The organism is Aeromonas sp. FDAARGOS 1418, assembly GCF_019048585.1.
Classification (GTDB): Bacteria; Pseudomonadota; Gammaproteobacteria; order Enterobacterales; family Aeromonadaceae; genus Aeromonas; species Aeromonas caviae.
This window is the reverse complement of the sequence record NZ_CP077387.1, coordinates 2,879,440-2,901,460: the sequence shown is the minus strand read 5'-3', so window position 1 is coordinate 2,901,460 and position 22,021 is coordinate 2,879,440. Positions and strand designations below refer to the sequence as shown.

Below are 22,021 nucleotides of genomic sequence, written 5' to 3'. Positions count from 1 at the left end.
GAAAAAAGCCCTGAAATAGGGGCTGACAACCATTAAAACCGCCTGATGGCGGTTTTTTTATTACTGCGTGGGCCGCAAGGCACGTCGAGTGACCATGACTGCCAACCTCCGGCTAACACCAATACTTCCTGCTCCAACCACAATCCCTTTTCGATCAGATATATAAAGATCTCTTCCAACTGCTTGCCATGCTCACTCACCACGGGTACCTCCTCCCATGGGATCTTGCCTCTGCTGATCGATTGCCCCTCCAGGCGACGGATCAGAGGGCGGGCATAGTGATGAACATAGGCCATCAAGGTGTCGGGCAGCCAAAGAGCCAGCGGACGACGAAGGGCATGGGCCAACTCGTTGGCGATATCCAATCCGCGCTGATCCAGATCGCCAAGATGGGCCCAGGGTACGGCAGCCGGCAACAGCGGGAACACCTGCCGTACCAACCTGGTATTGCGGCCAGGTACATAGAGCAACAACTCCCCAACTTGCAGCGGGTAATCCACGAAGGCTCCCTTGTTCTCCACCGTCACCAGTTGCCGCCCCTGCCACTCAATACCATGCAACTTGCTCAAGCAACGCTCCGGTAAAACCAGCTCTCCCAATAGCGACAGTTGCGCCCTCATGTCGTGGTGCAGTCCGTCCTGGTCGATGAGTGACAACGGGCTCAGCGTACGCAGTCGAATCACTTCATCCTGTGTCAGCGTGATGTCGATAGCGTCATTATCTGGATCTATCCCGCTCTTGCTGTCCCCATGCCAGAGGGCATGAAAACTGGCCTGGTTTAGATGTGCTGGCAGGTCCACCCCGAGAGCCCGTATCGTGTCACGCCTGTCCGGTATGACTGGTGCCATCTGTGCCAGCTGCGCTGCGAGATAATCCCTCCCAGCATCAGTCAGCACATGACGAGCTCCTCGCCCCACCGGCTTGACGCCACCCACAGCCTGCAAGAGATTTCGCAACTCGCGGCCATGCTTGCTGTCGAGTGAATACCCCTGGTTATTAGTGTCTGCCAGCAAGCGGGCACAGAGATCCTGCACTCGACGCTCATCAAAAAGTGACATCCTCCCCCCTCATTCATTGCGGTTCCATATGGCCAAGTAGAGGAGACCTTTCTGTCCACAACAGTGATCTTTCTCGCACCAAGGAAAGAGCGCTTCAAGGAACCCTGCAAGTCGACAAGCTCGGGGCAGGACGAGCAGCGCTTACGATTGGCGATCCATCGATATCGGTGAAATCAGTATGCTGCGATGCCATAGGTTAGCCGGTGAGAAAAAGGACAGCTTATCTGCGGTTTTAACACATCATAAAAACTGCTTTCATGCGATTTTTTTATACATATCCTTGCCTATTGCATTTCCAGCCGCAGACCATGCTGCACCGGATTGCCCTCCCCTGAATCCTCTTCGGGGCCGGGAGAGACGCTGCTGGACGACTCGTCGAAGAGGCTGGCATCATGCCAGCTTTGACGCCAAGGACGTGCTCATGAACCCCAATACCTGGATGCTGTTTGCGCTGGCCTATCTGCTGGCGACCCTGACCCCTGGCCCCAATGTGCTGCTGGTGGTCAAGAACGGTCTGCAACACGGCTGGCGCGCCGCCCTTGTCAGCATCCTCGGCAACCTGGGGTGCCAGGCCATCCTCATCGGTCTGGTCGCCATGGGGGTGGGAGCCCTGCTGCAAACCCTGCCTCCCCTCTTTGTCGCCCTCAAGCTGGCGGGGGGTGGCTACCTGGTGTATCTGGGCTACAAGGCGCTGCGCGCGGCCAATACCGGTGGCCAAGGGCTCTCTCCCTCCACCGCGCGGGGACGCACCAGAACCACCCTCTCCTTGCTGCGAGAAGCCTTTCTGGTCTCCGCCAGCAACCCCAAGACCATCGTCTTCCTCTGCGCCCTGCTGCCCCAGTTCCTCGATCACCAGAGTCCGCTGACGCTGCAGTTCATCACCATGTACCTGACCATCTGCGCCATCGTCAGCCTGGTGCATCTGTGCTATGTCGCCCTGGCCAGGCGCGCCGGTCGCTACTTCAAGCCAGGTCGCGGCGAGCACCTCGTTGGCCGCATCACCGGCGGGCTCTTCATCACCCTGGGCGGCGCCATCCTGCTCAGTGGTCGTCCCTGAGCCCCGCGCCTCACCGCGGCTGACATTATCTGCACCATCGGCGCCGCTTGGGCGCCGCGGATCCCAGCTACCGGGGCTAGAGTTGTAGGCGTGTCTGTATATGAGCCTGCGGTGGAGCGCCATATGTATTCCTACACCCTCACCTTCCGGGAGGAGGCCGACAAGCTGACGGCCCCCGAACACGAGATCCGCCTGCAAAGCCCGGCACAGGCCGGTGATTTCATCATTCTCTCCGATGGCAGTCGCCATCAGGTGATGTTCGTCACCCACCGCGCCCACTACAGCAGCCTCTACCTCGACAAGGGGGTCCGCATCCCCCAGAGCTGACGCAGGCATCGTCTTTCGCTCCCTCCTGCTATGGTGAGAGAGGGCTGCAGCTCGCCAACGCAAGCCCCTTGCCGCCCAGGGAGCGGCAAGCCCGAATGACCCATTGCCAGAGGTATTGATCATGTTCAGACAGACCGCGCTCATCCTGACCCTCACCCTGTTGGGCAGCGCCCAGGTTCACGCCATCAACCACAAATACGCCGAGCAGCTGGAACGCTCCGGCTGCACCCAGGTGACCGAAGCCCAGGGCTGCGATATTCACAAGAGCAAGGCGGAAAACGCCAAGGCAGGATTTGGCACCGCCGCCCCGGCCGCCGACGGCGGATTGAACATGAGCTATGAGCAGAAGCTGGAGCGCTCAGGCTGTACCCAGGTGAGCGAGCTCAACGGCTGTGACATCAACAAGAGCAAGGCCGAGAACGCCGCCGCCGGATTTGGCGCCGCCCCCGCAGCGGCCAGCGCCAGCCCCTACACCGGCAACTGGGTCGCCACCTTCCCCGAGACGGGCGCCACGGTCGCGAACATCCGCATCGATGACAAGGATCAGGTGTGGGTCAACGACAAGCAGGTGAGTGCCAGGAAATCCGACGGCGCCCTGGTGTTCAAGGAGGGCATGGTCATCTACACCATCCAGGGGGATCGCCGCCTCAAGGGAGAAGATGGCTGGGTCGACAACGACGCGGGCACCAAGGGGCCCATCGCAGCCAAATGACCCCGTCGCCATCACGACAAGGGGAGCCGAGGCTCCCCTTGTCGTTTCTGCCTGCTTGCAACCCACGCCCCCTCTACCCCTTCTTCGGGAAGTCCAGCACGGCCATCACCGGCGAGCAGGACGGGAGCGCCGACCAGGAGGGAGCGTCGAAGATGAAGCGGGCGACGGCGCAGGTCGGCATGCGAGTGATACCGGAGGAAAAGCCATGAGCCAGGTCGGTGAAGGCAGGATCATGGCCCACCAGCAGTACGCAGGCGAGATCATCTGAAAACGCCCCCACCACCCCGAGAAGGGTCCCGGCATCGCTCTCGTAGAGGCCCTCGTCGATGGCGATGTGGTTCGGGGAATAACCCAACTCTGCGGCAAGCAGCCGGGCGGTTGTCAGAGCCCGGCAGGCGGGGCTCGAGAGGATGAGATCGGGCTTCACCCCCAGGTGTGCCAGGCGACCCCCCATCAGGGGCGCATCGCGCAGCCCGCGCGCCGCCAGCGGACGAGCGCGGTAAGACAAAGATGCGTCCTCCCAGCTCGACTTGCCATGGCGTACCAGGATCAGGGTTCTTCTCATGACGCACTCCCTGGTTGATCAGGGCAACAGGCAGCCCCTCAGACCGCCCCACGTTTGCCAGCATGAAGGGGCAGCAGCACCATGACCACCATGGTCAGCAGCACACCCCCTACCCCCCAGCCTACCTGTTCCCAGTGTACTGTCTCCCCGGTCAGCATGCCGGTGAGCAGCACCATCACCGGGATGAGGTAGGTATAGGCTGACACCTGTTCCGGTTGCAGCGCCACGCTTCCCTGCTGGAACAACAAGAAGCTCAGCGCCGTGGCAAAGAGAGCCAGATAGCCAAGTCCCAGCCCCACCGGCAGGGAGACCCGGCTCCAGTCGGTTTCAAGCAATCCGGGCAGCGCCACCGGGGTGAGCAGCACAGTGGCGCAGATGAGGGTCCAGCCGGTCAGGTGGAGGAAGGACTCCCCCCGGTAGCAGCGCTTGATCAGGATGGGGTTGAGGGCCATGGCCACGCAGCCGAGCAGGTAGATGCGATTGCCGGGAGTGAGGCTGAGGTTCGCCACCAATCCCAGATCGCCGCGAAAGATGATGAGGGCCGCAGCCACCATGCCCCCCAGCAGGGCCAGCCCCATTCCCCAGCCGATGGCGCGGCGCAAGATCACCATGCCGGCCAGGGCGCTGATCAGCGGCACCGTGGTGTAGAGTGCGCTGGCATCGAGGGCGCTGGTCTCCTGCAATGCCACGAACATGGCGACGAAGTAGCAGAGGGCCGGCAGCGAGATAAGAGTGTAGCGCCCAAGATCCCGCAGGGAAGGCTGCACCAGCCCCCCCTGATACCCCAGCACCCCGACGAAAATGAGGGAGGCCAGCAGGTAGCGCGCCCAGGTGACCACCAGCGGGTCCAGCACCGCGGTGAGGGCGCTGCCGATGGGAAACGAGAGGCTGATGAGCAGGGTGAACAGCAACACCTTGCCGTGGGCCTTTGCAACATGGGGACGTGAAGACATGGGATACACCTGTCAGCAAGGGCGCCCGCAGGCGCCGACGGAAGAGATCAATAACCGTGGTCGGTCGCAGGGGACAGCTTGCCCTCGCCCAGGGTTGCCAGCAACTGGCCAAGCAGGCTGGAAGCACCGAAACGAAACCGCTCGGCCACCAGCCACTCCTCGCCAAAGAGTGCGGCCGCCATGGCGAGATACTCCGCCGCCTCCCGGGCGCTTTTCACCCCGCCCGCCGCCTTGAACCCCACCCGATCCTGCGCATCGCATTCGGCGATGGCCGCCAGCATGGTGCGGCACGCCGCCGGGGTGGCATTGACCGCCACCTTGCCGGTGGAAGTCTTGATGAAGTCGGCCCCCTCTTCAATGGCAAGCAGGGAGGCCGCGCGGATAAGCGCAGGCTCCTGCAGCTCGCCGGATTCGATGATCACCTTGAGCACCCGGGCGCCGCACAACGCCTTGCAGCCGCGCACCAGCGCCCGGGCGGGGGCCTCGTCCCCGGCCATCAAGGCACGCCAGGGGATCACCAGGTCGATCTCGTCGGCGCCATCCGCGAGGGCGGCGCGGGTCTCGGCCAACACGGTTGCCAGATCATCGTCGCCGTGGGGGAAGTTGACCACGGTGGCAACCTTGACCTCGGGGGTGCCCTGCGCCGCCAGGGTGAGCCTGGCCAGCCCCACGAAGCGCGGGTAGATGCACACCGCAGCGGTGGTGCCGACAGGGGTCCGGGCCTGATGGCAGAGGGCGATGATGCGCGCGTCGTGGTCATCGTCGTTGAGGCTGGTGAGATCCATCAAGCGGATGGCCCGGATGGCCGCCTCTGTGGTGGCGCAGGCAGGTTCAAAAACAGTCACGTCGTTCATAAATAGCTCCTGTCGGGATAAGAGAGGGGCGCCGCAGCGCCCCGAAACAAAGGGTGAGAGACTCAGGCGAGGGAGAAGAAGACACCGGCGATGGCGGCGCTCATTAGGTTGGAGCAGGTGGCCGCCAGCACGGTACGCAGACCGTAGCGGGCGATGAAGTCGGTGCGCGACGGGCAGAGGGTGCCGAGGCCACCGATCAGGATCCCCATGGAGGCCAGGTTGGCGAAGCCGCACAGAGCGAAGCTGATGATCACCTTGGACTTCTCCTCCAACACCTGCAGACCGGCAGCGGTAACCGTGCTGGCGTCTTTCAGGTAGGGCGCCAGATCGCTGTAGGCCACGAACTCGTTCACCACCAGCTTCTTGCCGATCATGGCGCCAGCGATGCCGATGTCCGCCAGCGGTACCCCGAGCAGGAAGGCGAGCGGCGAGAAGATCCAGCCCAGGATGAGCTCGAGGGAGAGCGGCATGCCCACCATCTCCCCCACCCCACCCAGCAGGGTGTTGACCAAGGTCACCAGACCAATCATGGCGATCAGCATGGCGCCGATGGCCGCCGCCAGCTTGAGGCCGCTGCTGGCCCCCTCGCCTGCCGCTGCCAGCACGTTCTCCGGTTTCTTGCCATCAAACTGGATGCTGTTGTCAAAGACGTAATCCGGCTGGCTGGTTTCGGGGATGATCAGCTTGGCAAACAGGATCCCGCCCGGCGCCGCCATGAAGGAGGCCGCCAGCAAGTACTGCATGTCCACTCCCATCATGGCGTAGCCCGCCAGCACGGTGCCGGAGACCGAGGCCATGCCGCCGCACATGACGGCGAAGAACTCCGAATCGCTCATCCTGGGCATGTAGGGTTTGACCACCAGCGGAGCCTCGCTCTGGCCGACGAAGACGTTGGCCACCGCCGACATGGATTCGGTCTGGGAGGTGCCAAGCAGCCGCGCCATGGCGCCACCGATGATGCGGATCACCACCTGCATGATGCCGAGGTAGTAGAGCACGGCGATGAGCGCCGAGAAGAACACCACCAGGGGCAGCACGTTGAGGGCAAACACGAAGCCGATGCCGTCCACCGAGAAGTTGACCAGGTTGCCAAACAGGAAGTGGATCCCCGCCTTGCCGCTTGCCAGCACCGCCTCGACCCCGTGGGCCATCCCCTCCAGCGCCCGGCGTCCCAGCGGGGCATAGAGCACCAGAGCGCCGATGGCGACCTGCAAGGCCAGCGCCAGCCCCACGGTGCGCAGGCGAATGGCCCTGCGGTTGGTCGATGCGAACACGGCGATGAGGATCAGCGCCGCCATACCGAGAAATCCTGCTGCAAACATATCTGACCTCCTGGTCGTTCCCTGCTTACTGGAAGTGGTGCTGGATGAAGGCGTTGATGAGGCGGATGAAGTCCGCTTCCGCCAGCTTGGCGCATTTGAGAGTCTGCTCGTGGGAGAGCTGCACGTCACCGAGCCCCTCCGCCATGTTGGTGATGGCGCAGATGGCCAGCACCGGCAGCGAGCAGTGGGCGGCGCTGACCACCTCGGGCACCACCGACATCCCCACCACGTCGCCCCCGATGATCTGCATCATGCGGATCTCGGCGGCGGTCTCGAAACAGGGGCCGCTGTAGGAGACGAACACCCCCTGATTGACGGCGATCCCCTCCCGCTCGGCCAGCGCCAGCGCCTCGCTGCGCAACCCCTTGTCATAGGCATTGGCCAGGCTGAAGAAGCGCGGGCCGTAGGCCTCGTCATTGGCACCCGTCATGGGGGTGCCCGGCATGGTGTTGATGTGATCGTTGAAGATGACCAGGGAGCCGACCCCGATGCGCTCCGGGCGCAGCGAGCCGGCCGCATTGGTTACCAGCAGCAGCTCGCAGCCCAGGCGCTTGAAGGTGCGCACCGGGGTAGTCATCACCTTCATGGTTTCGTGTTCGTAGTAGTGGCCGCGCCCCTTCATGCAGACCACGTCCACCCCGTGCAGCTTGCCGAGCACCAGCTCGCCATTGTGACCGGCCACCGTGCTGACCGGGAAGCCATCCAGCTCCTCGTAGGGAATGGTGACCTTCTCTTCCAGCGCATCGGCCAGCACGCCGAGGCCGGAGCCCAGGATCATGGCGGCGCGGGGGGCAAACCCCGGCTTGCGGGCAAGAATGGTGGCGACGGCGTTGAGTACGGGATCGTGTTGCATGAGTTGTACCTCTTGAGGCTGTGAATGAGACATGACGCTCACTCTAGGGGAGGTATTGGACGACAAAAATCGCTAAAATCGGCCTGATTATCCCGATATACAACACAATGACCGGCGTAGTGGGGTAATGACGCACCCGAAATGGCCCAAAAACCGCTGCTTCATGCCATTTCTCCGTCAAACGGGTCGCCGGAGGGCGAAAACCGGAGTGATGCGGATCGCGCTGTCAGGAGGGACCCGCCTCCCTGCCCCGCCATTCCCATGCCCAAACTTTGACGGCGATCTCACACCTCAAGCCTGGAGAGACCATGTTCCCGGACACCCAATGGCGCGATCGCGTCACCCTCAAGATGTTGCGTTACTTCCATGAAGTGGCCAGCCAGGGCCACTTCAGCCGAGCAGCCCTGCGGCTCAATGTCTCCAAATCGCCGCTCAGCGCCCAGATAAAGGAACTCGAATCCCTGCTGGGGGTGACCCTGTTTGAGCGCCACACCCGCCAGGTGAACCTGACCCCCACAGGGCGCCTGTTGCAGGCCGAATGCGATCGCCTGTTCGACGTGCTGGAGAGCGGCCTCAACCGGGTGGTGCAGGCAGGGCGCATGGAGCGCAACCAGATCCGCATCGGGCTGGTCAGCTCCATCTTCTGGGCCGGCTTTGGCGAGGTGATCCGCCAGTGTCACCAGCGCCACCCCGAGTGCGAGATCTCCTTCACCGAGCTCTCCCCCGAGCGCCAGAAGCAGGCGCTGGCCAGCAAGGAGATAGACATCGGCCTCGCCCGCTTCGCCGACACCCTCAACATCCACCCGCTGCAGGCCGAGACTGTCTATCGGGAGTCCATGGTGCTGGTGGTATCGGACGAGCATCCCCTGCGGGATCGCAAGCGGGTCTCCCTCCCTGAACTCGCCGCAGAGTCCTTCGTGCTGATGAGCCGCGCCAACTCCGCCTCCACGGATCTCATCATCAACGCCTGCCTGGTGGAGGGCTTTTACCCCCGCCTGCGTCAGGAGGTGGTGGAGCCCAATACCCTGATGGCAGTGGTGGCCACCAGCCAGCAGGTGGCCCTGGTGCCCGCGAGCTACGCCCGCCAGAAGTGGCCCCACGTGCGCTTCATCCGCCTCGAGCAGGGGATCCCCGCCGATCTCTGCGTGCTCCATGCTCCGCCCCTGGCCGGGCAGCCGACGACCACCGCCATCCGCCACTTCATCGACACCATGAGCGAGCAGATGAACCTGCCGGAGCGAGGCTGAAGGCAAAAAGCCCGATGAGGGGATCATCGGGCTCTGCGGCAAGGATCAGGGGCTCACTTCTTCCATGAAGACAAGCCGAAGGGGTTCGGCCAGCAGCTCGTCCGCCTGGCGGGCGAAAGCCTGGAAATACGCGGTCTCACAGTGGGCATTCAGGGCGGCCTGACTCACGAAGGCTTCCCGCATGTAGAAGGTGCCGGGTTCATCCTTCAACTCGAACAGCACGTAATCGAGGTTGCCCGGTTCCTGGCGAGTGGGGCCAATCAAGGCAAGCAGGGCATCGCGAAGGCGCTCTCCCATGCCGTCACGGGCCTTGAGCACCGCGATCGATACCAGTTTGTCTGTCTCTTTTTTCATCCAGTTTTCTCCGTTGTACATCGTCAACACGCCAGAGAGTGCAACCTGGACAGCTATTTATACTGTCGGATGCGCCTCCATCAGACGTTGCCCAGTGTAGGCAGGACGGTGGGGGCCATATAGGGGGGCAGAATGAACACTGTGTTCAACGGAACGGATACCACGCCGGGCACAGAGGTGCAGGCAACAAGCGGGAGGGATCATGCGCCAAGAGTGGCAACGGGACCCGCCAGGGGGCGGCACGGCTCGCTGACCCCTGGTCCAGGCTAAGGGCCTGCAGACCAGCGTTCAACGTCAAGGCAATAGGTGGTGAAAGGGTGTTCGCCCAGGCGCGTTTTCCTCACCCAGATGGCCCGTCTGGCGAGGGATCGATAAGGCGGGCGGGTATCCAGCAGGTGAAAGAGGATCGTCCGATGGCCAAGCTCCCTCGCCCACCCCATCATCTCGTTGAAAATCGCCACGCCGCTTCCCCAGCCGGCCCTGGCGAGCACGATGGCAAGCTCCACCCCCTCGTCATCGGGCTGGATGCCGCACCACCCCGCCAGGGTGCCGTCGAGGAAGATGGCGCGCACGCGACAACCTGGCCGGGCGTCGACCCCCAGCTTGTACGCCATCCAGTCGTGCACCCCGGCCACATCGAAAAGCGGGTGAGGGATCAGGTGCTTTCGCAGCGTCTCGTCGTTGAGCAGCGGCAGAAAATCCTCTGCCCTGACAGCAGAAAAGTGGCTGAACACCATGGAGGTCTCTCTCATTGCCCGAAGAGGCCCCCCCTAATAGGGGGTGCCATCCTTGTGTCTGGCTGACCAGGTGCCATCGGCCCCCTGTACCAGGGCCAGATCGTCGTCGGGATAGTCGACGGTATCCCCTGGCAGCCTGTCCCCCACCTCGAGATAGACAGCGTCCACCTCACCGTGGTTGAGCAACTGGTGGGCCAGGCCGCTGCCCCCCTTGAAGCCGATGCACTCCCCCGGCGACATCCGGTACTCCTCCTCCCCGTGGCGCAGGGTGGGATTGCCCGAGAGCACATAAACGAACTCGTCCTGCAGGCCGTGATGGTGCTTGAGCGCCGAGATGGCCCCCGGTGCCAGGGTCGTCAGATTGACCCCGAAATTGGCGAGGCCGAAATGATCCCCCAGCCTGCGCCGGGTGCGGTGCTTGACCAGGGAGGCAAAGGGCTCCGGATAGAGGGACTTTGCCTTGTGCTCGGGGATGGCCGTTGCCTGAATGGCGCGTTTGTCAGTCATGTTCTGATCCTCCCTGTGAATGACGTCTCACTTTATAGCCTGTTCCTTAGCGGCGAAACATGGGCAGGGGTTGAAGGGGTGTCTCACACACCATGTCATGCCCGGTTGCCGCCAGATGGCAAAGACGCCCTGTTTTTCGTTTGGCTATCTTAATGGCACACCGGAAAATGGGAAGCCGCGTTGGCAACCTCACCAATGGAACAAAGAAGATGGCCCGCGATCACTGGGAAGCATCCTCTTCCAGCGGCCCGGGTATGGAGGGGCTCGGGCACATGCAGAACCGGCGACTAGAGCACCTCAATCCTGACCTTGATAAGCCCGGATCGGGGATTGCCGATGGCGCTGAACGCCGCCCTGGAGAGATCGATGATGCGCCCGCGGGGGAAGTTACCCCTGTCGTTGACCCGCACCACCACGCTCTTGTCGTTGGCGAGGTTGGTGACCCTCACCAGGGCGCCGAAGGGCAGTGTCATGTGGGCGGCGGTGTTGGCGTGGCGCTGGTAAGGCTCCCCGCTGGCGGTGCGCTTGTTGTGGTAGCGATCGGCGTAATAGGAGGCAAGCCCCGTCTGGGTATAGCCTCGCCAGTTGCCCGCACTGCCTGCATCAGGCTGGCTGCTGCAGGCTGCCAGCAGCAGGCACAGGGAGGCCAGCAGCCCTTTTTGTCGCGTCGTCATGCGTTGCTTCCTCGATGGGACAGAACGACCAGCATCGCCAGTCAGGCTTCCGTTAACAGGGGCCTACTCTCTCACATTTCCCATGGAAAACGGGAGGCCCAGGCCTCCCGTTTGTGTGTTCACCCGTCAGCCCCTGTCAGGGGAAGATGTCAGGCGATGAGCTTGTCGTCGGCAAAGCCAAAGCCGCGCAGCCCCACCACATGCACATGTTCGTGCTTGCCCTGCACCTTGCGGATGAGCTTGTAGGTGGTGCCCTTCTCGGGGCTGATGTTCTCCGGCGCAGCGATAAGCAGCTGCATGTCCTGGCGCTCGCACAGCTCGAACAGGGTGGCGATGGATTTGCCATCCAGACGGGCCGCTTCGTCCAGGAACAAGAGGCGGCAGGGGGCGATGTCCTTGCCGCGCAGACGGCGGGACTCCTCCTCCCAGCTGATCAGCACCATCAAGAGGATGGCCTGACCGGTGCCGATCGCCTCGCCGGTGGAGAGGGCGCCGCTCTCGGCCCGCAGCCAGCCGTCGGCCCCGCGCTGCACCTCGATCTCCAGCTCCAGGTAGTTGCGATAATCCAGCAGCACGTCCCCCATCACCTGATAGTTGCGCTCCCCCTGCTCCACCTGCGGGTTGAGACGCTGGAAGAGCTTGGCCATGGCCTCGGAGAAGCTGAGCTCCTTGTCGGCGAAGAGATCGTTGTGCATGGCGCTCTGATCGGCGAGCGCGGTCAGGAGGCGAGTGTGGGCCTCGCGGATATTGACGTTGAGACGCACCCCGCGCACCAGACCGAAGGCGATGTTCTGCAGGCCCTGGTTCAATACCCGGATGCGGTTCTGCTCCCGGCGGATGATGTTGGTGATCTTGGCCGCCACCTCGTGGGAGGAGAGGGACAGGTGGGTTTCCCGCTGCTTGAGCTCGTCGGCGAGGCGCGCCAGCTCGATCTCCATCTCCTCGATGGCTTCCACCGGATCGTCCGAGCGGATGATGTCGTTGCGGATGCGATCCTTGAGGTAACGGTAGACCTGCACGTAGAAGGCGACCTTCTGCTCGGTGCTGCGGTTGCCTTCCGACAGACGCAGCGCATCGCGCAGGGCCTCGTCGTGGGCCACCGCCACCCGCAGGGCGCCGAGGGCCTTGTCCGACATGGAGCGCAGCTCGTCGCTGTCAAGATAAGCCAGCTCGCGCTTGTTCAGACGCTTCTCGACGTCGGTCTCCCGTGCCAGACGCACCACCCGCGACCAGCTCGCCTTGTGACCCACCAGGGATTTGCGGGCGCTGTAGTAATCCTTGCCTTCGAGCTTGAGACGACCGCCAAGGGATTCGATTTCGCGCTTGCACACCTGCAACTGGGCCTCGGCGCTGGTGCGGCGGGTCCGGGTGCGGATAAGCAGCTCTTCAATCTCTTTCTTGTGGGCACGGGCCTTCTCTTCCATGTCATCCGACAGGGTCAGGCCCATGGCCGCCAGCTCCTGCTCGAACTCCGCCAGGGTCTGCCCCTTGGCCGAGGCGCTGGAATCCAGCGCCGTGCGCAGTTGCAGCGCCTCGGTGTGGCGCTGGGTGATCTGCTTGTGCTGCTCACCGGCGGTGCGGGCGGCAAGCTCCGCCGCCTTGAGCTTCTCTTTGAGTCGCTCGCTCATCTCGGAGGCCTTGCCCAGCAGGTCTTGCGCATCCTGATAGGCAAAGTGCGGCAAACGGGCCACCAGCTGATCGAGGGCGTAGCAGCGGCGCTTCTGCTCGGCCAGCAGGTCACTCACCTCGTCAAAGGCCGCCTGCAGGGCAGCCAGATCCTGGGGATCCTGGCGCAGCACTTGCACCATGGTTTCCAGCTTTTCCAACGCCTTGCCGTGTTTGGCGATAAAGGCTTCGGCTGTTTTAAGCGCCTCCACGTCGGCGTGAGCCGCCTCAAGGCGGGCCGCCAGGTCTGCCTCGGCAAACAGGTGGGCAAAGGGCAGCATCCCCTGCACCAGCTGGATATGGCGGGTCAGCTGGGCGGCGGCTGCTTTGGCATCACTCAGCTGCTTGTCGCACTCGGCGATGGTTTCTTGCAGCTTGCGCTGCTCGTGCTGCTTGGCCTGCACTTCCGCTTCGGGGTCCGGGCGGAAGGCGATATCCAGATGCTGACCGATAAAGTCGCGGAAGTGACCGTAGAGGCGGTGGTACTTCTGCTGCTCGAAGGCGGCCTTGGCGTAGCCCTCGATGAGGTTTTCCCGCTCAAGATCGAGCTGCTCGATCCGTTTTTCCCGGGCGGCGCGGCCAAAGAGCGGCAGCTCGGGGTAGCGGGAGAAGCGCACCTGACGCTTGCTGGTGCGCACCAGCACGGCGTCCCCCAGCTCGTCCGCTTCCACCAGATCCTCGTCAAAGGAGTCGGGGTTGCCCTGAATGAGGTAGATATCTTCCGGGCAATCTTCCAGCTTTTTCAGCCGCTCGATGGCGCCTTCGAGGTCGAGCACCACCAGGGCGCTGCGAGCCGGGCCGTAGAGCGCGGAGTAGTAAGGGGCATCATCGATGGAGATGTCGTCATAGACGTCCGAGAGCAGCACGCCCCCCACCTGCTCGGCGATGCGGGCAAGACGGGGATCCGCCTCGCCGGCACCCAGCTGCAGGTTGCGAATTTGCAGCTCCAGCGCCTGTTTCTGGCCCTGAATGCGGTTGCTCTCCTGCTCGAACTCCCGCTCCTTGTCGAGCACGCTCTGCATGCCGGAAGAGAGTTCTTCGGCGGTGGCCAAGGCCAAGCCACTCTGCTCGCGCAGTTGCTCGAGTTTTTCAAAGGATTTGAGCCAGCGCGGCGCCAGCTTGGTCAGTTCCGCGATATCGCGGCCCAGCTGAGTGCCCTGATGCTCGAGGCTGGCGCGGCGCTGATTGGCCTCTGCCTGCTGCTCGGAGAGCTCCTCCTGGCGGGTGCGCTGGGCTTCGAGGAAGATCTCCAACTCGTCCTGGCTGGCAATGTGCTGACCAGACGCCTGGGCCAGCTCGTCTCGCAGCCGCAAGAGGGTCTTCTGGCTCTCGCTCTCTTTCTCGAGGCGAGCCAGGGCGGCGCGCAGACCCTGGCCCTGGGCAATGCGGGCCTTGTCCTCGATGTGGCGCTTGAGCAGCCCCTGCGCGGTGGGCCAGGCGGCCTCGCGCACTGTCTCGGGGGCGATGCTGAGCAGCAGCGCCAGCGCCGCTTCGTGTTCGGCCACCGCCGCCTTGGCCAGCGCCAACTGCTGCTCGGCCCCCAGCACCCGGCTGGTGAGGCTCTGCTCGGCTGCGCGGAACTGGTGCAGGGTGTCGCTCGCCTGCGCAGGCTCGAGCCCCGGCAGCTCGCACTGCTCGCGGGCAGCATCGAGGGCCTGCACCGCCTGACGGTACTGGATGGCGCGGGTCTGCTGGATATCGAGCGCCTGCTGGTAGTCGGCGAGCTGGGTCTTGAGGCTGTCTACCTCTGCCTGGGCCAGCTCCTTGCGCTCTTCCACTTCCAGCAACTGGCCGTGGATCTCTTCCACCACCGCCTGCTGCTGCTCCAGCTTGTCGTTGAGCTCCGCCAGATCGGCGCGATAGAGGGCAATCTTCTTTTGCAGGGCCACGGCCGCCATCACCTTGGCCAGGTGCTCGGCGGCGGACTCCAGCTCGTCGGTCAGGAGCTTCTCGCGGTTGGTGAGCTGATCCACCTCATCCGCCAGATAGATGGCGCGCTGCTTCTCCTCGGCCAGCAGGCGGCGTTTGCCGGCGAGCTCAGAGCGTGCCTTGAGGGCCAGCTCGGAGAGGCGGCTCTTCTCGGCGGCGCCCCGCACATACTCCGCGGCCACATAGTGGGTGGTCTCGGTGATGAGGTTCTTGAAGAGATCCCGCTGACCCTGGGTCTCCTTGATGGCTTCCAGGGTGCGGCGGTTCTCGTAGATGGCCGCCTCCATGTCCTGGAACGCCTTGCGTACCCCGGAGTTCTCCGGCAGCAGGTATTCACGCAAGGAGCGGCTGATGGAAGACGAGATACCGCCGTAGAGGGAGGCTTCGATCAGGCGATAGAATTTGCCGCGATCCTTTTGATCACGCAGCTTCTTAGGGGTGATGCCGAACTCGAACATGAAGTTGTGATAATCGGTCACCGTATTGAACTTGACGACCTTGAGCGCCCCCAGCTCCGCGGCCGCCCCCTTCAGATCGGCGAAGGCACGTACCCGGCCCTTGCCGTCGTCGAGCTTCTCCAGCAGCAGATCCGTGGGCGCCAGGTGCTCGGGCACATCCACCAGGGCGAACGGGGTGATGTTGACCTTGTTGTCACGGTTGGCCACCTGTTCGAGGTGGACGCCAACCCAGATCCGCTGCTCGCGGCTGTTCATCACTTCCAGCAGCGAATAGCAGTGGCCGCGCTGCAGCTTGCCGTAGAGCCCCTTGTCGCGGGACGCGCTGGAGGAACCCGCTTCCGTGGTATTACGGAAGTGAAGCAGTGACTGGTCGGGAATGAGGGCCGCGATAAAGGCCGCCATGGTGGTGGACTTGCCCGCGCCGTTGCCGCCGGACAGGGTCGTGACCAGCTGGTCGAGATCGAAGGTGCGGGCGAAGAAGCCGTTCCAGTTGACCATGGTCAGGGATTTGAATTTGCCTCTCACGCCACACTCTCCATCAAACCGGCAGACACCATCAGTGCCGGCACATTAACGTTGCAGATCATCTTCCACCTCCAGCTCCAGCTGCTCCTCGTCCAGATCCTCTTCGATATCCTCGAACAGGGAATCGCTGCTCGGCATCTCGTCGTCGTGGAAAATGGCCTCCCCTTCCTGGATCATCCGCAGTTGCACCGCGCGGGGATCTTCGTCGGAGCGCACATCGGCGGCGAAACGGAACACGGATTCGTTGACCCGGAATTTGTCGCTGTTGCCAAGGGGGGTGATCATCCCGAGGCGCTTGAGGCGACGCATGGAGGTGCGGATCTTCTCGAGGAGTTTCTTCTTGTCCAGATCCGTGCCGCCGGAGCGGCTATTGACCATGCGCAGCAGTTGCTTCTCGTCCGCCAGACTCAGCACCTCTTCTTGCAGCTCGCCCATGGCGAACACCCCTTCAGAGGCGAGCCTGTCCGGGCTCAGGAACAGGTAGCAGAGCACCTTGCCCACCAGCATGTCGAGCTCAGATAACACTGTTGTACCGATGTCGGCGCTCGGGCGCGGACGCAGGTAGAAGAAGCCTTCCGGCGCCTTGATGAGTTCCACCTGATAGCGACCGTAGAAGATCTCCAGCTCCTGGTGGTACTCCACCAGGGCCGAGTGCTGCTCGAATTCGTCGGCACTGATGTGGCGACCGGAGCGCAGGGCGGTGTCGATGCGCGGAAACAAGGGGTTGGCGATGGCCTCTGCGAGACGCAGGGGCAAGGGGAATTCAGTATTGATCGATGACATAGGCCTGAACCTTGGATCCAGCTTGGTTGATGGGTTTCCATGCGGGTTGGCGGTGGTGCTCGCGCTCACCGCTGGCATGGCCGAGACGCACGGCCTGATCGATCAGGAGGCGCGCCACGTCGAAGTGGGCATGGGCCGGGTAGTCCAGCAGGTATTCCCGCAGCACGTCGGCAAGATCCAGCCGATCTCCCTGCTCCGGGTAGCGGGCCAGGTAGCGCTCGATGCGCTCCGCCAGCTCCTGGTTGATGTCCACCATCTCCACATACTCCATCTCGAGGGGCACCTCGCCGGTCACCTCCTCGTCGTGGATGGCGATGGTTTCATCCCGCAGCTCCAGCAAACGGGGCTCTTCGGCCACCCGCAACAACCAGCTGTGCTGCTCGAAGTTGCGGATGGATTCCCGCAGCCGCTGGCTGAAGGCGCGGTTCTTGTCCATGTCGATGGCGTTGCGGATGAACTTGTGGACGTGCCTGTCATAACGGGACCAGAGCTCGATGCACTGCTGGCCCCAGGCGGTGATGACGTCCAGACGCCCTTGCAGGGCGTGGGTCAGCTCCTCGACGTGGAACAGATCCTCACGCCCCTGGGCCGCTTCCTGAATGTTGAGCAGCCCCGCCTGCAGGCGGTGGCCGGCGGCGTCCAGGGTGTCCTGCAACTCGCGCAGGGTCTGGCCGGTCTCGTGCAGGAGCTTCTCGCAGCTGTGGATGGCATCGACCCAGTTCTGGGTCAGCAGGGCCGCGATCTCGCTCTTGACCTGGTTTTGCTGCTCGTCCATGGCGCGCTGGGTGAGATCGATGCGCCCGAGCGTCTCTTCCAGGGAGAAGGAGAGGCGCGGCAGCACCTCGGCGTCCCACTGCTCCCGGGTGTTGGTCTCGAGCGCCGCCTTGCGGGCGGTGTCGAGCTCGGCCGCCAGGTGCTCGAGCAGGATGGAGAGCTTGATGGAGTCCACCTGGCGCTGATCCATGAAGAAATCGACGATGCTCATGCCAAGGCGCGACAGGCGGTAGAGGCTCTCCCCCGCCACCATGTCGGTGGTGAAACGCGACAGCAGTTGCTGGCGAATGAGATCGTTGATGGCGTTGTTGGCGCGACCGGTGAGGGTCTCGTCCATCTGGCCGAAGGCACTGCTGACATAGCCAAAGGCATCGTGCAGCGCGGCCTCCGAGAGATCAGACTCGTCCTCGGAGAGCGTCTTGATCGCTATCAGAAAGGCCAGCCTGTCGGTGGGGAGGTTCAGCGCCAACCCCTCCTGTCTGACCCATCCCACCGTCTCTGGCAGGGTACGGGATGTACTCATCATGACGTTATCATCTCGTTGTTATAGTCGGCAGGTCTTCGCCCGCCGTGGTGATATAGGCCGGGGTCGGTGGCGCCCCGGCGGCTGGATCCCGCATCGTATTCACGCCGGTGTGTCTCAACCGGCCGGTTTCTGGGCCATCACATGGATGTAGCGCCCCAGGGAAACAAAGGGCTCCAGGCGGCAATATTGCTGCTCCATGGCCAGCAGGTCCTCGAACTTCTCGACCTGATCCTGCTTGTGGCGCATGTAGTCGTGGATGACGCGCACCCCGGTCTTGCCGATGATCCGCAATCCCCCCCGGCCTATCCAGTCATAGACCTGCTCCGGCAACTGAGGGTTGGTGGGAGTCAGGGCTGTCTGGCGTTTCTTGCGAAGGCCCAGGCGCACATAGTCGAAATTACCCACCACCAGGCTCTGGAACAGGAGGCCGTGACGATTGTAAAAAAGCAGCGACAGTATGCCCCCAGCCTTGACGAAAGGGAACAGACCCAGCAAGGTCTGGCGCGGCTCGGCGAGCCACTCCAGTACCGCGTGACAGAGCACCAGATCGAAGGTGCCGGTCACCTGGTGCTTGAGATCCTGAATGGGGCAATGGATGAGACGAATTCTGTCTTCCAACCCCTTCTGGGCGATCTGCTCCCGGGCCAGATCCAGCATTTCTGCCGACAAATCACACAGCTCCACCTGATGGCCCATGGCCGCCAGTTTCTGGGCGAAGTAGCCAAAGCCGCCGCCGGCATCCAGGATGCGCAGCGGCCGGTTGCCCAGACGCGCCAGGCAGGCTTCGATGTCACTCCAGACAATGGTGGTGCGAATGCGCCCCTTGGTGGAGTCGTAAATGTTGCGAGCGAACTTGTCCGCGCGCCCGTCAAAACTCTGATCTTGCTTCAAGACACACTCATCTTCGACCGCCCCGCCATGAGGGCCGCAGGAGGAACCACACAGGATTGGGCCACAGGAAAAAAGAGGGGTATTCTGTCACATCCCGAATTTGCTGAAAACTCAAGGACGTGTCTGTCGTGTTCGAGCTCAACTTCTTTGTCATCAAGAAATGGCTGGGCCATCTGCTGATGCCGCTCCCCTTCTCTCTCTCCTTGTTGGTGCTGGCGCTCGTGCTGCTCTGGTTCACCCGCTTTCAAAAAAGCGGCAGGCTGCTGGCGACCCTCTCCTTGGTGATCATTGCCCTGATGGGGACGCGGCCGGTGAGCTACGAGCTGGCCCGCAGCCTGGAGCAGACCTATCCCCCCTTCGAGGTGAGCCAGCATCCTGACATCCAGGCCATCGTCGTGCTGGGCAACGGTCATGTGAGCGATCCGGCCATCCCAGAGCGCGCCTGGCAAAACAACATCTCCCTGGCGCGCACCCTGGAAGGGGTTCGCCTGGCCCTGGCCTATCCAGAGGCCGAGCTGGTCTTCTCCGGTGCCGTGGCCGGGGATCCCCTGTCGAACGCCGAGGTCAACGCCCGCATGGCGGCAAGCCTTGGCATCCCGCGTGCGCGCATGACGTTGTTTGAAAACAACAAAGACACCCATGACGAGGCGGTCAGCATCGCCGCCCACCTCAACGGCAAGCGGGTGGCGCTGGTGAGTTCGGCCACCCACCTGCCCCGGGCCATGGCCCTCTATCGCAGTCAGGGACTCGATGCGGTGCCGGCTCCCACCGATTACACCGCCAAGCAGAGTCAGGAGCCGCAACCCCTCTACAGCTACCTCCCCAAAGGGCGTTATCTGATGTATTCCGAGGCTGCCATTCACGAGTGGATTGGGGTATGGTGGGCCCGTTTGCGTGGGCAGGTCACCGAGTGAGCAATCGCGCCTTGCATTCCTGATTTGGATCAGGAAAGCGAAAAAAAATTACGTCATTTGCCGCCGGGTCAGCTATCTTGGGCTCGGTTCAATTCATATAATGTTGCGCAATCAAATGCCTAGGAGATATAGAAGATGAGACAGCACCTGGTAATGGGTAACTGGAAACTGAACGGCACCAAGGCTTCTGTAGAAGCCCTGATCAAAGGACTGACCCCGGCCGCTGCCGCTCATCCTTCCGTGCAAGTGGCCGTCTGCCCGCCGGTTATCTTTTTGGGTCTGGTTGAACAGCTGACCGCTGGCAGCAAGATCGCCTACGGTGCCCAGAACGCCGACGTTCACGAGTCCGGCGCCTTCACCGGCGAAAACGCCCCCTCCATGCTCAAAGCCTTCGGCTGCACCTACTCCCTGGTCGGCCACAGCGAGCGTCGTACCCTGCACGCAGAGACCGACGACGTGGTGGCTGCCAAGTACGAAGCCATCCAGAAGGGCGGCCTGATCCCCGTGCTGTGCATCGGTGAAACCCTGGCCCAGTTCGAAGCCGGTACCACCAACCAGGTGGTCGAGACCCAGCTCAAGGCCGTGATCGATCGCTGCGGCATCGCCTCCTTCGAGAACGCCGTCATCGCTTACGAGCCGGTATGGGCCATCGGTACCGGCAAGACCGCCACCCCGGAGATCGCACAATCCGTGCATGCTCACATCCGTCAATACCTGGCCGGTTTTGATGCAGCCGTGGCTGCCAAGGTACAGATCCTGTACGGCGGCTCCGTGACTGGCGCCACCGCTGCCGACCTGTTCGGCCAGCCGGACATCGACGGTGGCCTGGTGGGTGGCGCGTCCCTGAAAGTGGACGACTTCTCCCAGATCATCGCTGGCGCCGCCAAGTAAGCGCCAAGCAAAGAGGGGCCCCGCCCCTCTTTGCATATCGCTTTCCTATGGACCCTCTCGCCATAGGAAAGCCGATATAGTAAAAGCGGCCAGCCGAATTTTTCAGAATCTTGATTTTCGACAACTCAGATCCAGAGGCACTCATGACCAAACAAATCAAACGTATTGGTGTTTTGACCAGTGGTGGTGACGCACCGGGTATGAACGCAGCCATCCGCGCCGTGGTGCGCGCCGGTCTGCATCATGGCCTGGAAGTTTACGGCATCTATGATGGCTACCTCGGTCTGCACCAGGACCGTATCGTCAAGCTCGAGCGTCACAGCGTCTCCGACGTCGTGAACCGTGGCGGTACTTTCCTGGGCTCCGCCCGTTTCCCCGCCTTCAAGGATCCGAAAGTCCGTGCCGAAGCGGTCGAAAACCTGAAGAAACACGGCATCGACGCCCTGGTGGTCATCGGCGGTGACGGCTCCTACATGGGTGCCAAGAAGCTGACCGAAGAGGGCTTCCCCTGCATCGGCCTGCCGGGCACCATCGACAACGACATCGCCGGTACCGACTTCACCATCGGCTTTGACACCGCCCTGAACGTGGTCGTGGACGCCATCGACCGCCTGCGCGATACCTGCAGCTCCCACCACCGCATCTCCGTGGTCGAGATCATGGGCCGCCACTGCGGCGATCTGGCCATGTCTGCCGCCGTTGCCGGTGGTGCCGAGTACGTGATCGTGCCGGAAGTGGCCTTCGACAAGGAGAAGCTGCTGCAACAGATCAAGGAAGGGGAAGCCAAGGGCAAGAAGCACGCCATCATCACCATCTGCGAGCACGTCACCGACGTCAACGCCCTGGCGAAAGACATCGAGGCCATGACCGGCCGCGAAACCCGCGCCACCATCCTGGGTCACATCCAGCGTGGCGGTTCTCCCACTGCCCGTGACCGTATCATGTCCAGCCGCATGGGTGCCTTCGCCGTCGAGCAACTGCTGGCGGGCCAGGGTGGCCGCTGCGTCGGCATTCAGGGCAACGAGATGGTGCACCACGACATCATCGACTGCATCGAGAACCTGAAGCGCCCGTTCAACCAGGAGCTGTACGATCTCTCCACCACCCTGTTCTAAGGGCTGTGGTCTGACAAAAAACCCTCCTCTGGAGGGTTTTTTTATGCGGGCTCCTCACCCCCTCCTCCCCCTGCGGGGGCCCGACTATCCACCGGCCACTGTCGCCATGTCTTACCCCTTGCCCGGCGGCCCTGAGCCTCTGACCCCACGACCTTCTCCTTTACTTCTTTCCCCCGCTTTTCTGCTTGCTCACCTTGTTCGCGACGGGTCTGGATAAAGGCCTTGGTACCGCAGAGCCACGGCCCTGCGCCAGGCCTCCCCCGCCCTTCATCCCATCACACTGGCGCCATATAGCCACCCGGGTGGGCCGACGATATCGCCCGCTTCCCC

21 protein-coding genes are annotated in these 22,021 nt (G+C 62.8%); 7 read left to right on the top strand and 14 right to left on the bottom strand.

What is annotated here, in order from left to right; genetic code table 11:
• Positions 1–32 precede the first annotated feature (32 nt).
• Positions 33–1,058, bottom strand: coding sequence for a Wadjet anti-phage system protein JetD domain-containing protein (locus I6L48_RS13560; RefSeq protein WP_113070220.1), 1,026 nt, complete (start codon positions 1,056–1,058; stop codon positions 33–35).
• A gap of 421 nt (positions 1,059–1,479) precedes the next feature.
• Between I6L48_RS13560 and I6L48_RS13555 the strand changes: the two genes are divergently transcribed.
• From I6L48_RS13555 to I6L48_RS13545, 3 genes are all read left to right on the top strand, one after another.
• Positions 1,480–2,115, top strand: coding sequence for a LysE family translocator (locus I6L48_RS13555; RefSeq protein WP_113070219.1), 636 nt, complete (start codon positions 1,480–1,482; stop codon positions 2,113–2,115).
• 123 nt (positions 2,116–2,238) lie between these two features.
• Positions 2,239–2,442 carry a hypothetical protein gene (locus I6L48_RS13550; RefSeq protein ID WP_039040737.1) on the top strand — a complete coding sequence of 68 codons (204 nt, stop codon included), beginning with the start codon at positions 2,239–2,241 and terminating at the stop codon, positions 2,440–2,442.
• A 121-nt stretch (positions 2,443–2,563) separates the two neighbouring features.
• Positions 2,564–3,154: a hypothetical protein gene (locus I6L48_RS13545; RefSeq protein ID WP_042879276.1), complete on the top strand. Its 591-nt coding sequence runs from the start codon at positions 2,564–2,566 to the stop codon at positions 3,152–3,154.
• A 73-nt stretch (positions 3,155–3,227) separates the two neighbouring features.
• Here I6L48_RS13545 and I6L48_RS13540 read toward each other — a convergent pair whose 3' ends face one another.
• The 5 genes from I6L48_RS13540 to xapA form a co-directional block, all read right to left on the bottom strand.
• Entirely contained in the window at positions 3,228–3,719 is a 492-nt protein-coding gene (locus I6L48_RS13540) for a histidine phosphatase family protein (protein WP_216987332.1), read from the bottom strand.
• A 38-nt stretch (positions 3,720–3,757) separates the two neighbouring features.
• Positions 3,758–4,672 (bottom strand): DMT family transporter, encoded by a 915-nt coding sequence (locus I6L48_RS13535; RefSeq protein WP_048207779.1) that lies wholly within the window; start codon positions 4,670–4,672, stop codon positions 3,758–3,760.
• Positions 4,673–4,719: 47 nt separating this feature from the next.
• Positions 4,720–5,526, bottom strand: a complete 807-nt coding sequence (gene deoC, locus I6L48_RS13530) for a deoxyribose-phosphate aldolase (protein WP_113070217.1) — start codon at positions 5,524–5,526, stop codon at positions 4,720–4,722.
• 62 nt (positions 5,527–5,588) lie between these two features.
• Positions 5,589–6,848 carry a NupC/NupG family nucleoside CNT transporter gene (locus tag I6L48_RS13525; RefSeq protein ID WP_113070216.1) on the bottom strand — a complete coding sequence of 420 codons (1,260 nt, stop codon included), beginning with the start codon at positions 6,846–6,848 and terminating at the stop codon, positions 5,589–5,591.
• A gap of 25 nt (positions 6,849–6,873) precedes the next feature.
• The gene (xapA, locus tag I6L48_RS13520; RefSeq protein WP_113070215.1) at positions 6,874–7,701 is read right to left on the bottom strand and encodes a xanthosine phosphorylase; all 828 of its coding nucleotides are present in this window, start codon (positions 7,699–7,701) and stop codon (positions 6,874–6,876) included.
• A gap of 308 nt (positions 7,702–8,009) precedes the next feature.
• Here xapA and I6L48_RS13515 point away from each other — a divergent pair, with 308 nt between their 5' ends.
• Positions 8,010–8,948: a LysR family transcriptional regulator gene (locus tag I6L48_RS13515; protein ID WP_113070214.1), complete on the top strand. Its 939-nt coding sequence runs from the start codon at positions 8,010–8,012 to the stop codon at positions 8,946–8,948.
• Positions 8,949–8,993: 45 nt separating this feature from the next.
• On the opposite strand, the gene I6L48_RS13510 is transcribed toward I6L48_RS13515, so the two are convergent.
• The 8 genes from I6L48_RS13510 to cmoM form a co-directional block, all read right to left on the bottom strand.
• Positions 8,994–9,302, bottom strand: coding sequence for a putative quinol monooxygenase (locus I6L48_RS13510; RefSeq protein WP_103857923.1), 309 nt, complete (start codon positions 9,300–9,302; stop codon positions 8,994–8,996).
• A 266-nt stretch (positions 9,303–9,568) separates the two neighbouring features.
• A complete protein-coding gene (locus I6L48_RS13505; protein ID WP_113070213.1) occupies positions 9,569–10,054 on the bottom strand; it encodes a GNAT family N-acetyltransferase in 486 nt (161 codons plus the stop codon).
• 18 nt (positions 10,055–10,072) lie between these two features.
• A complete protein-coding gene (locus I6L48_RS13500) occupies positions 10,073–10,546 on the bottom strand; it encodes a cupin domain-containing protein (RefSeq protein WP_113070212.1) in 474 nt (157 codons plus the stop codon).
• A 287-nt stretch (positions 10,547–10,833) separates the two neighbouring features.
• A complete protein-coding gene (locus I6L48_RS13495; RefSeq protein WP_042017161.1) occupies positions 10,834–11,220 on the bottom strand; it encodes a septal ring lytic transglycosylase RlpA family protein in 387 nt (128 codons plus the stop codon).
• Between the two features lie 149 nt (positions 11,221–11,369).
• Positions 11,370–15,797, bottom strand: a complete 4,428-nt coding sequence (gene mukB, locus I6L48_RS13490; protein ID WP_216987331.1) for a chromosome partition protein MukB — start codon at positions 15,795–15,797, stop codon at positions 11,370–11,372.
• A 45-nt stretch (positions 15,798–15,842) separates the two neighbouring features.
• Entirely contained in the window at positions 15,843–16,580 is a 738-nt protein-coding gene (gene mukE, locus I6L48_RS13485; protein WP_029314572.1) for a chromosome partition protein MukE, read from the bottom strand.
• On the bottom strand, positions 16,561–17,880 hold the full coding sequence (mukF, locus tag I6L48_RS13480) for a chromosome partition protein MukF (protein ID WP_042863922.1): 1,320 nt from the start codon (positions 17,878–17,880) through the stop codon (positions 16,561–16,563). The genes mukE and mukF overlap by 20 nt, the downstream gene beginning before the upstream one ends.
• A gap of 114 nt (positions 17,881–17,994) precedes the next feature.
• On the bottom strand, positions 17,995–18,771 hold the full coding sequence (gene cmoM / locus I6L48_RS13475) for a tRNA uridine 5-oxyacetic acid(34) methyltransferase CmoM (protein ID WP_113070210.1): 777 nt from the start codon (positions 18,769–18,771) through the stop codon (positions 17,995–17,997).
• Between the two features lie 179 nt (positions 18,772–18,950).
• Between cmoM and I6L48_RS13470 the strand changes: the two genes are divergently transcribed.
• From I6L48_RS13470 to pfkA, 3 genes are all read left to right on the top strand, one after another.
• Positions 18,951–19,685, top strand: coding sequence for an ElyC/SanA/YdcF family protein (locus I6L48_RS13470; protein ID WP_042017174.1), 735 nt, complete (start codon positions 18,951–18,953; stop codon positions 19,683–19,685).
• A gap of 135 nt (positions 19,686–19,820) precedes the next feature.
• Positions 19,821–20,576 carry a triose-phosphate isomerase gene (gene tpiA / locus I6L48_RS13465; protein WP_029314576.1) on the top strand — a complete coding sequence of 252 codons (756 nt, stop codon included), beginning with the start codon at positions 19,821–19,823 and terminating at the stop codon, positions 20,574–20,576.
• A gap of 143 nt (positions 20,577–20,719) precedes the next feature.
• Complete coding sequence (pfkA, locus tag I6L48_RS13460) at positions 20,720–21,691, top strand: 6-phosphofructokinase (RefSeq protein ID WP_010674852.1); 972 nt, start codon at positions 20,720–20,722, stop codon at positions 21,689–21,691.
• The last annotated feature ends 330 nt before the right edge of the window (positions 21,692–22,021 follow it).

Coding starts and splice junctions, on each gene's coding strand:
- I6L48_RS13560 (WP_113070220.1), bottom strand. CDS start 1,058: ATGTCACTTTTTGATGAGCGTCGAGTGCAGGATCTCTGTGCCCGCTTG.
- I6L48_RS13555 (WP_113070219.1), top strand. CDS start 1,480: ATGAACCCCAATACCTGGATGCTGTTTGCGCTGGCCTATCTGCTGGCG.
- I6L48_RS13550 (WP_039040737.1), top strand. CDS start 2,239: ATGTATTCCTACACCCTCACCTTCCGGGAGGAGGCCGACAAGCTGACG.
- I6L48_RS13545 (WP_042879276.1), top strand. CDS start 2,564: ATGTTCAGACAGACCGCGCTCATCCTGACCCTCACCCTGTTGGGCAGC.
- I6L48_RS13540 (WP_216987332.1), bottom strand. CDS start 3,719: ATGAGAAGAACCCTGATCCTGGTACGCCATGGCAAGTCGAGCTGGGAG.
- I6L48_RS13535 (WP_048207779.1), bottom strand. CDS start 4,672: ATGTCTTCACGTCCCCATGTTGCAAAGGCCCACGGCAAGGTGTTGCTG.
- deoC (WP_113070217.1), bottom strand. CDS start 5,526: ATGAACGACGTGACTGTTTTTGAACCTGCCTGCGCCACCACAGAGGCG.
- I6L48_RS13525 (WP_113070216.1), bottom strand. CDS start 6,848: ATGTTTGCAGCAGGATTTCTCGGTATGGCGGCGCTGATCCTCATCGCC.
- xapA (WP_113070215.1), bottom strand. CDS start 7,701: ATGCAACACGATCCCGTACTCAACGCCGTCGCCACCATTCTTGCCCGC.
- I6L48_RS13515 (WP_113070214.1), top strand. CDS start 8,010: ATGTTCCCGGACACCCAATGGCGCGATCGCGTCACCCTCAAGATGTTG.
- I6L48_RS13510 (WP_103857923.1), bottom strand. CDS start 9,302: ATGAAAAAAGAGACAGACAAACTGGTATCGATCGCGGTGCTCAAGGCC.
- I6L48_RS13505 (WP_113070213.1), bottom strand. CDS start 10,054: ATGAGAGAGACCTCCATGGTGTTCAGCCACTTTTCTGCTGTCAGGGCA.
- I6L48_RS13500 (WP_113070212.1), bottom strand. CDS start 10,546: ATGACTGACAAACGCGCCATTCAGGCAACGGCCATCCCCGAGCACAAG.
- I6L48_RS13495 (WP_042017161.1), bottom strand. CDS start 11,220: ATGACGACGCGACAAAAAGGGCTGCTGGCCTCCCTGTGCCTGCTGCTG.
- mukE (WP_029314572.1), bottom strand. CDS start 16,580: ATGTCATCGATCAATACTGAATTCCCCTTGCCCCTGCGTCTCGCAGAG.
- mukF (WP_042863922.1), bottom strand. CDS start 17,880: ATGATGAGTACATCCCGTACCCTGCCAGAGACGGTGGGATGGGTCAGA.
- I6L48_RS13470 (WP_042017174.1), top strand. CDS start 18,951: ATGCCGCTCCCCTTCTCTCTCTCCTTGTTGGTGCTGGCGCTCGTGCTG.
- tpiA (WP_029314576.1), top strand. CDS start 19,821: ATGAGACAGCACCTGGTAATGGGTAACTGGAAACTGAACGGCACCAAG.
- pfkA (WP_010674852.1), top strand. CDS start 20,720: ATGACCAAACAAATCAAACGTATTGGTGTTTTGACCAGTGGTGGTGAC.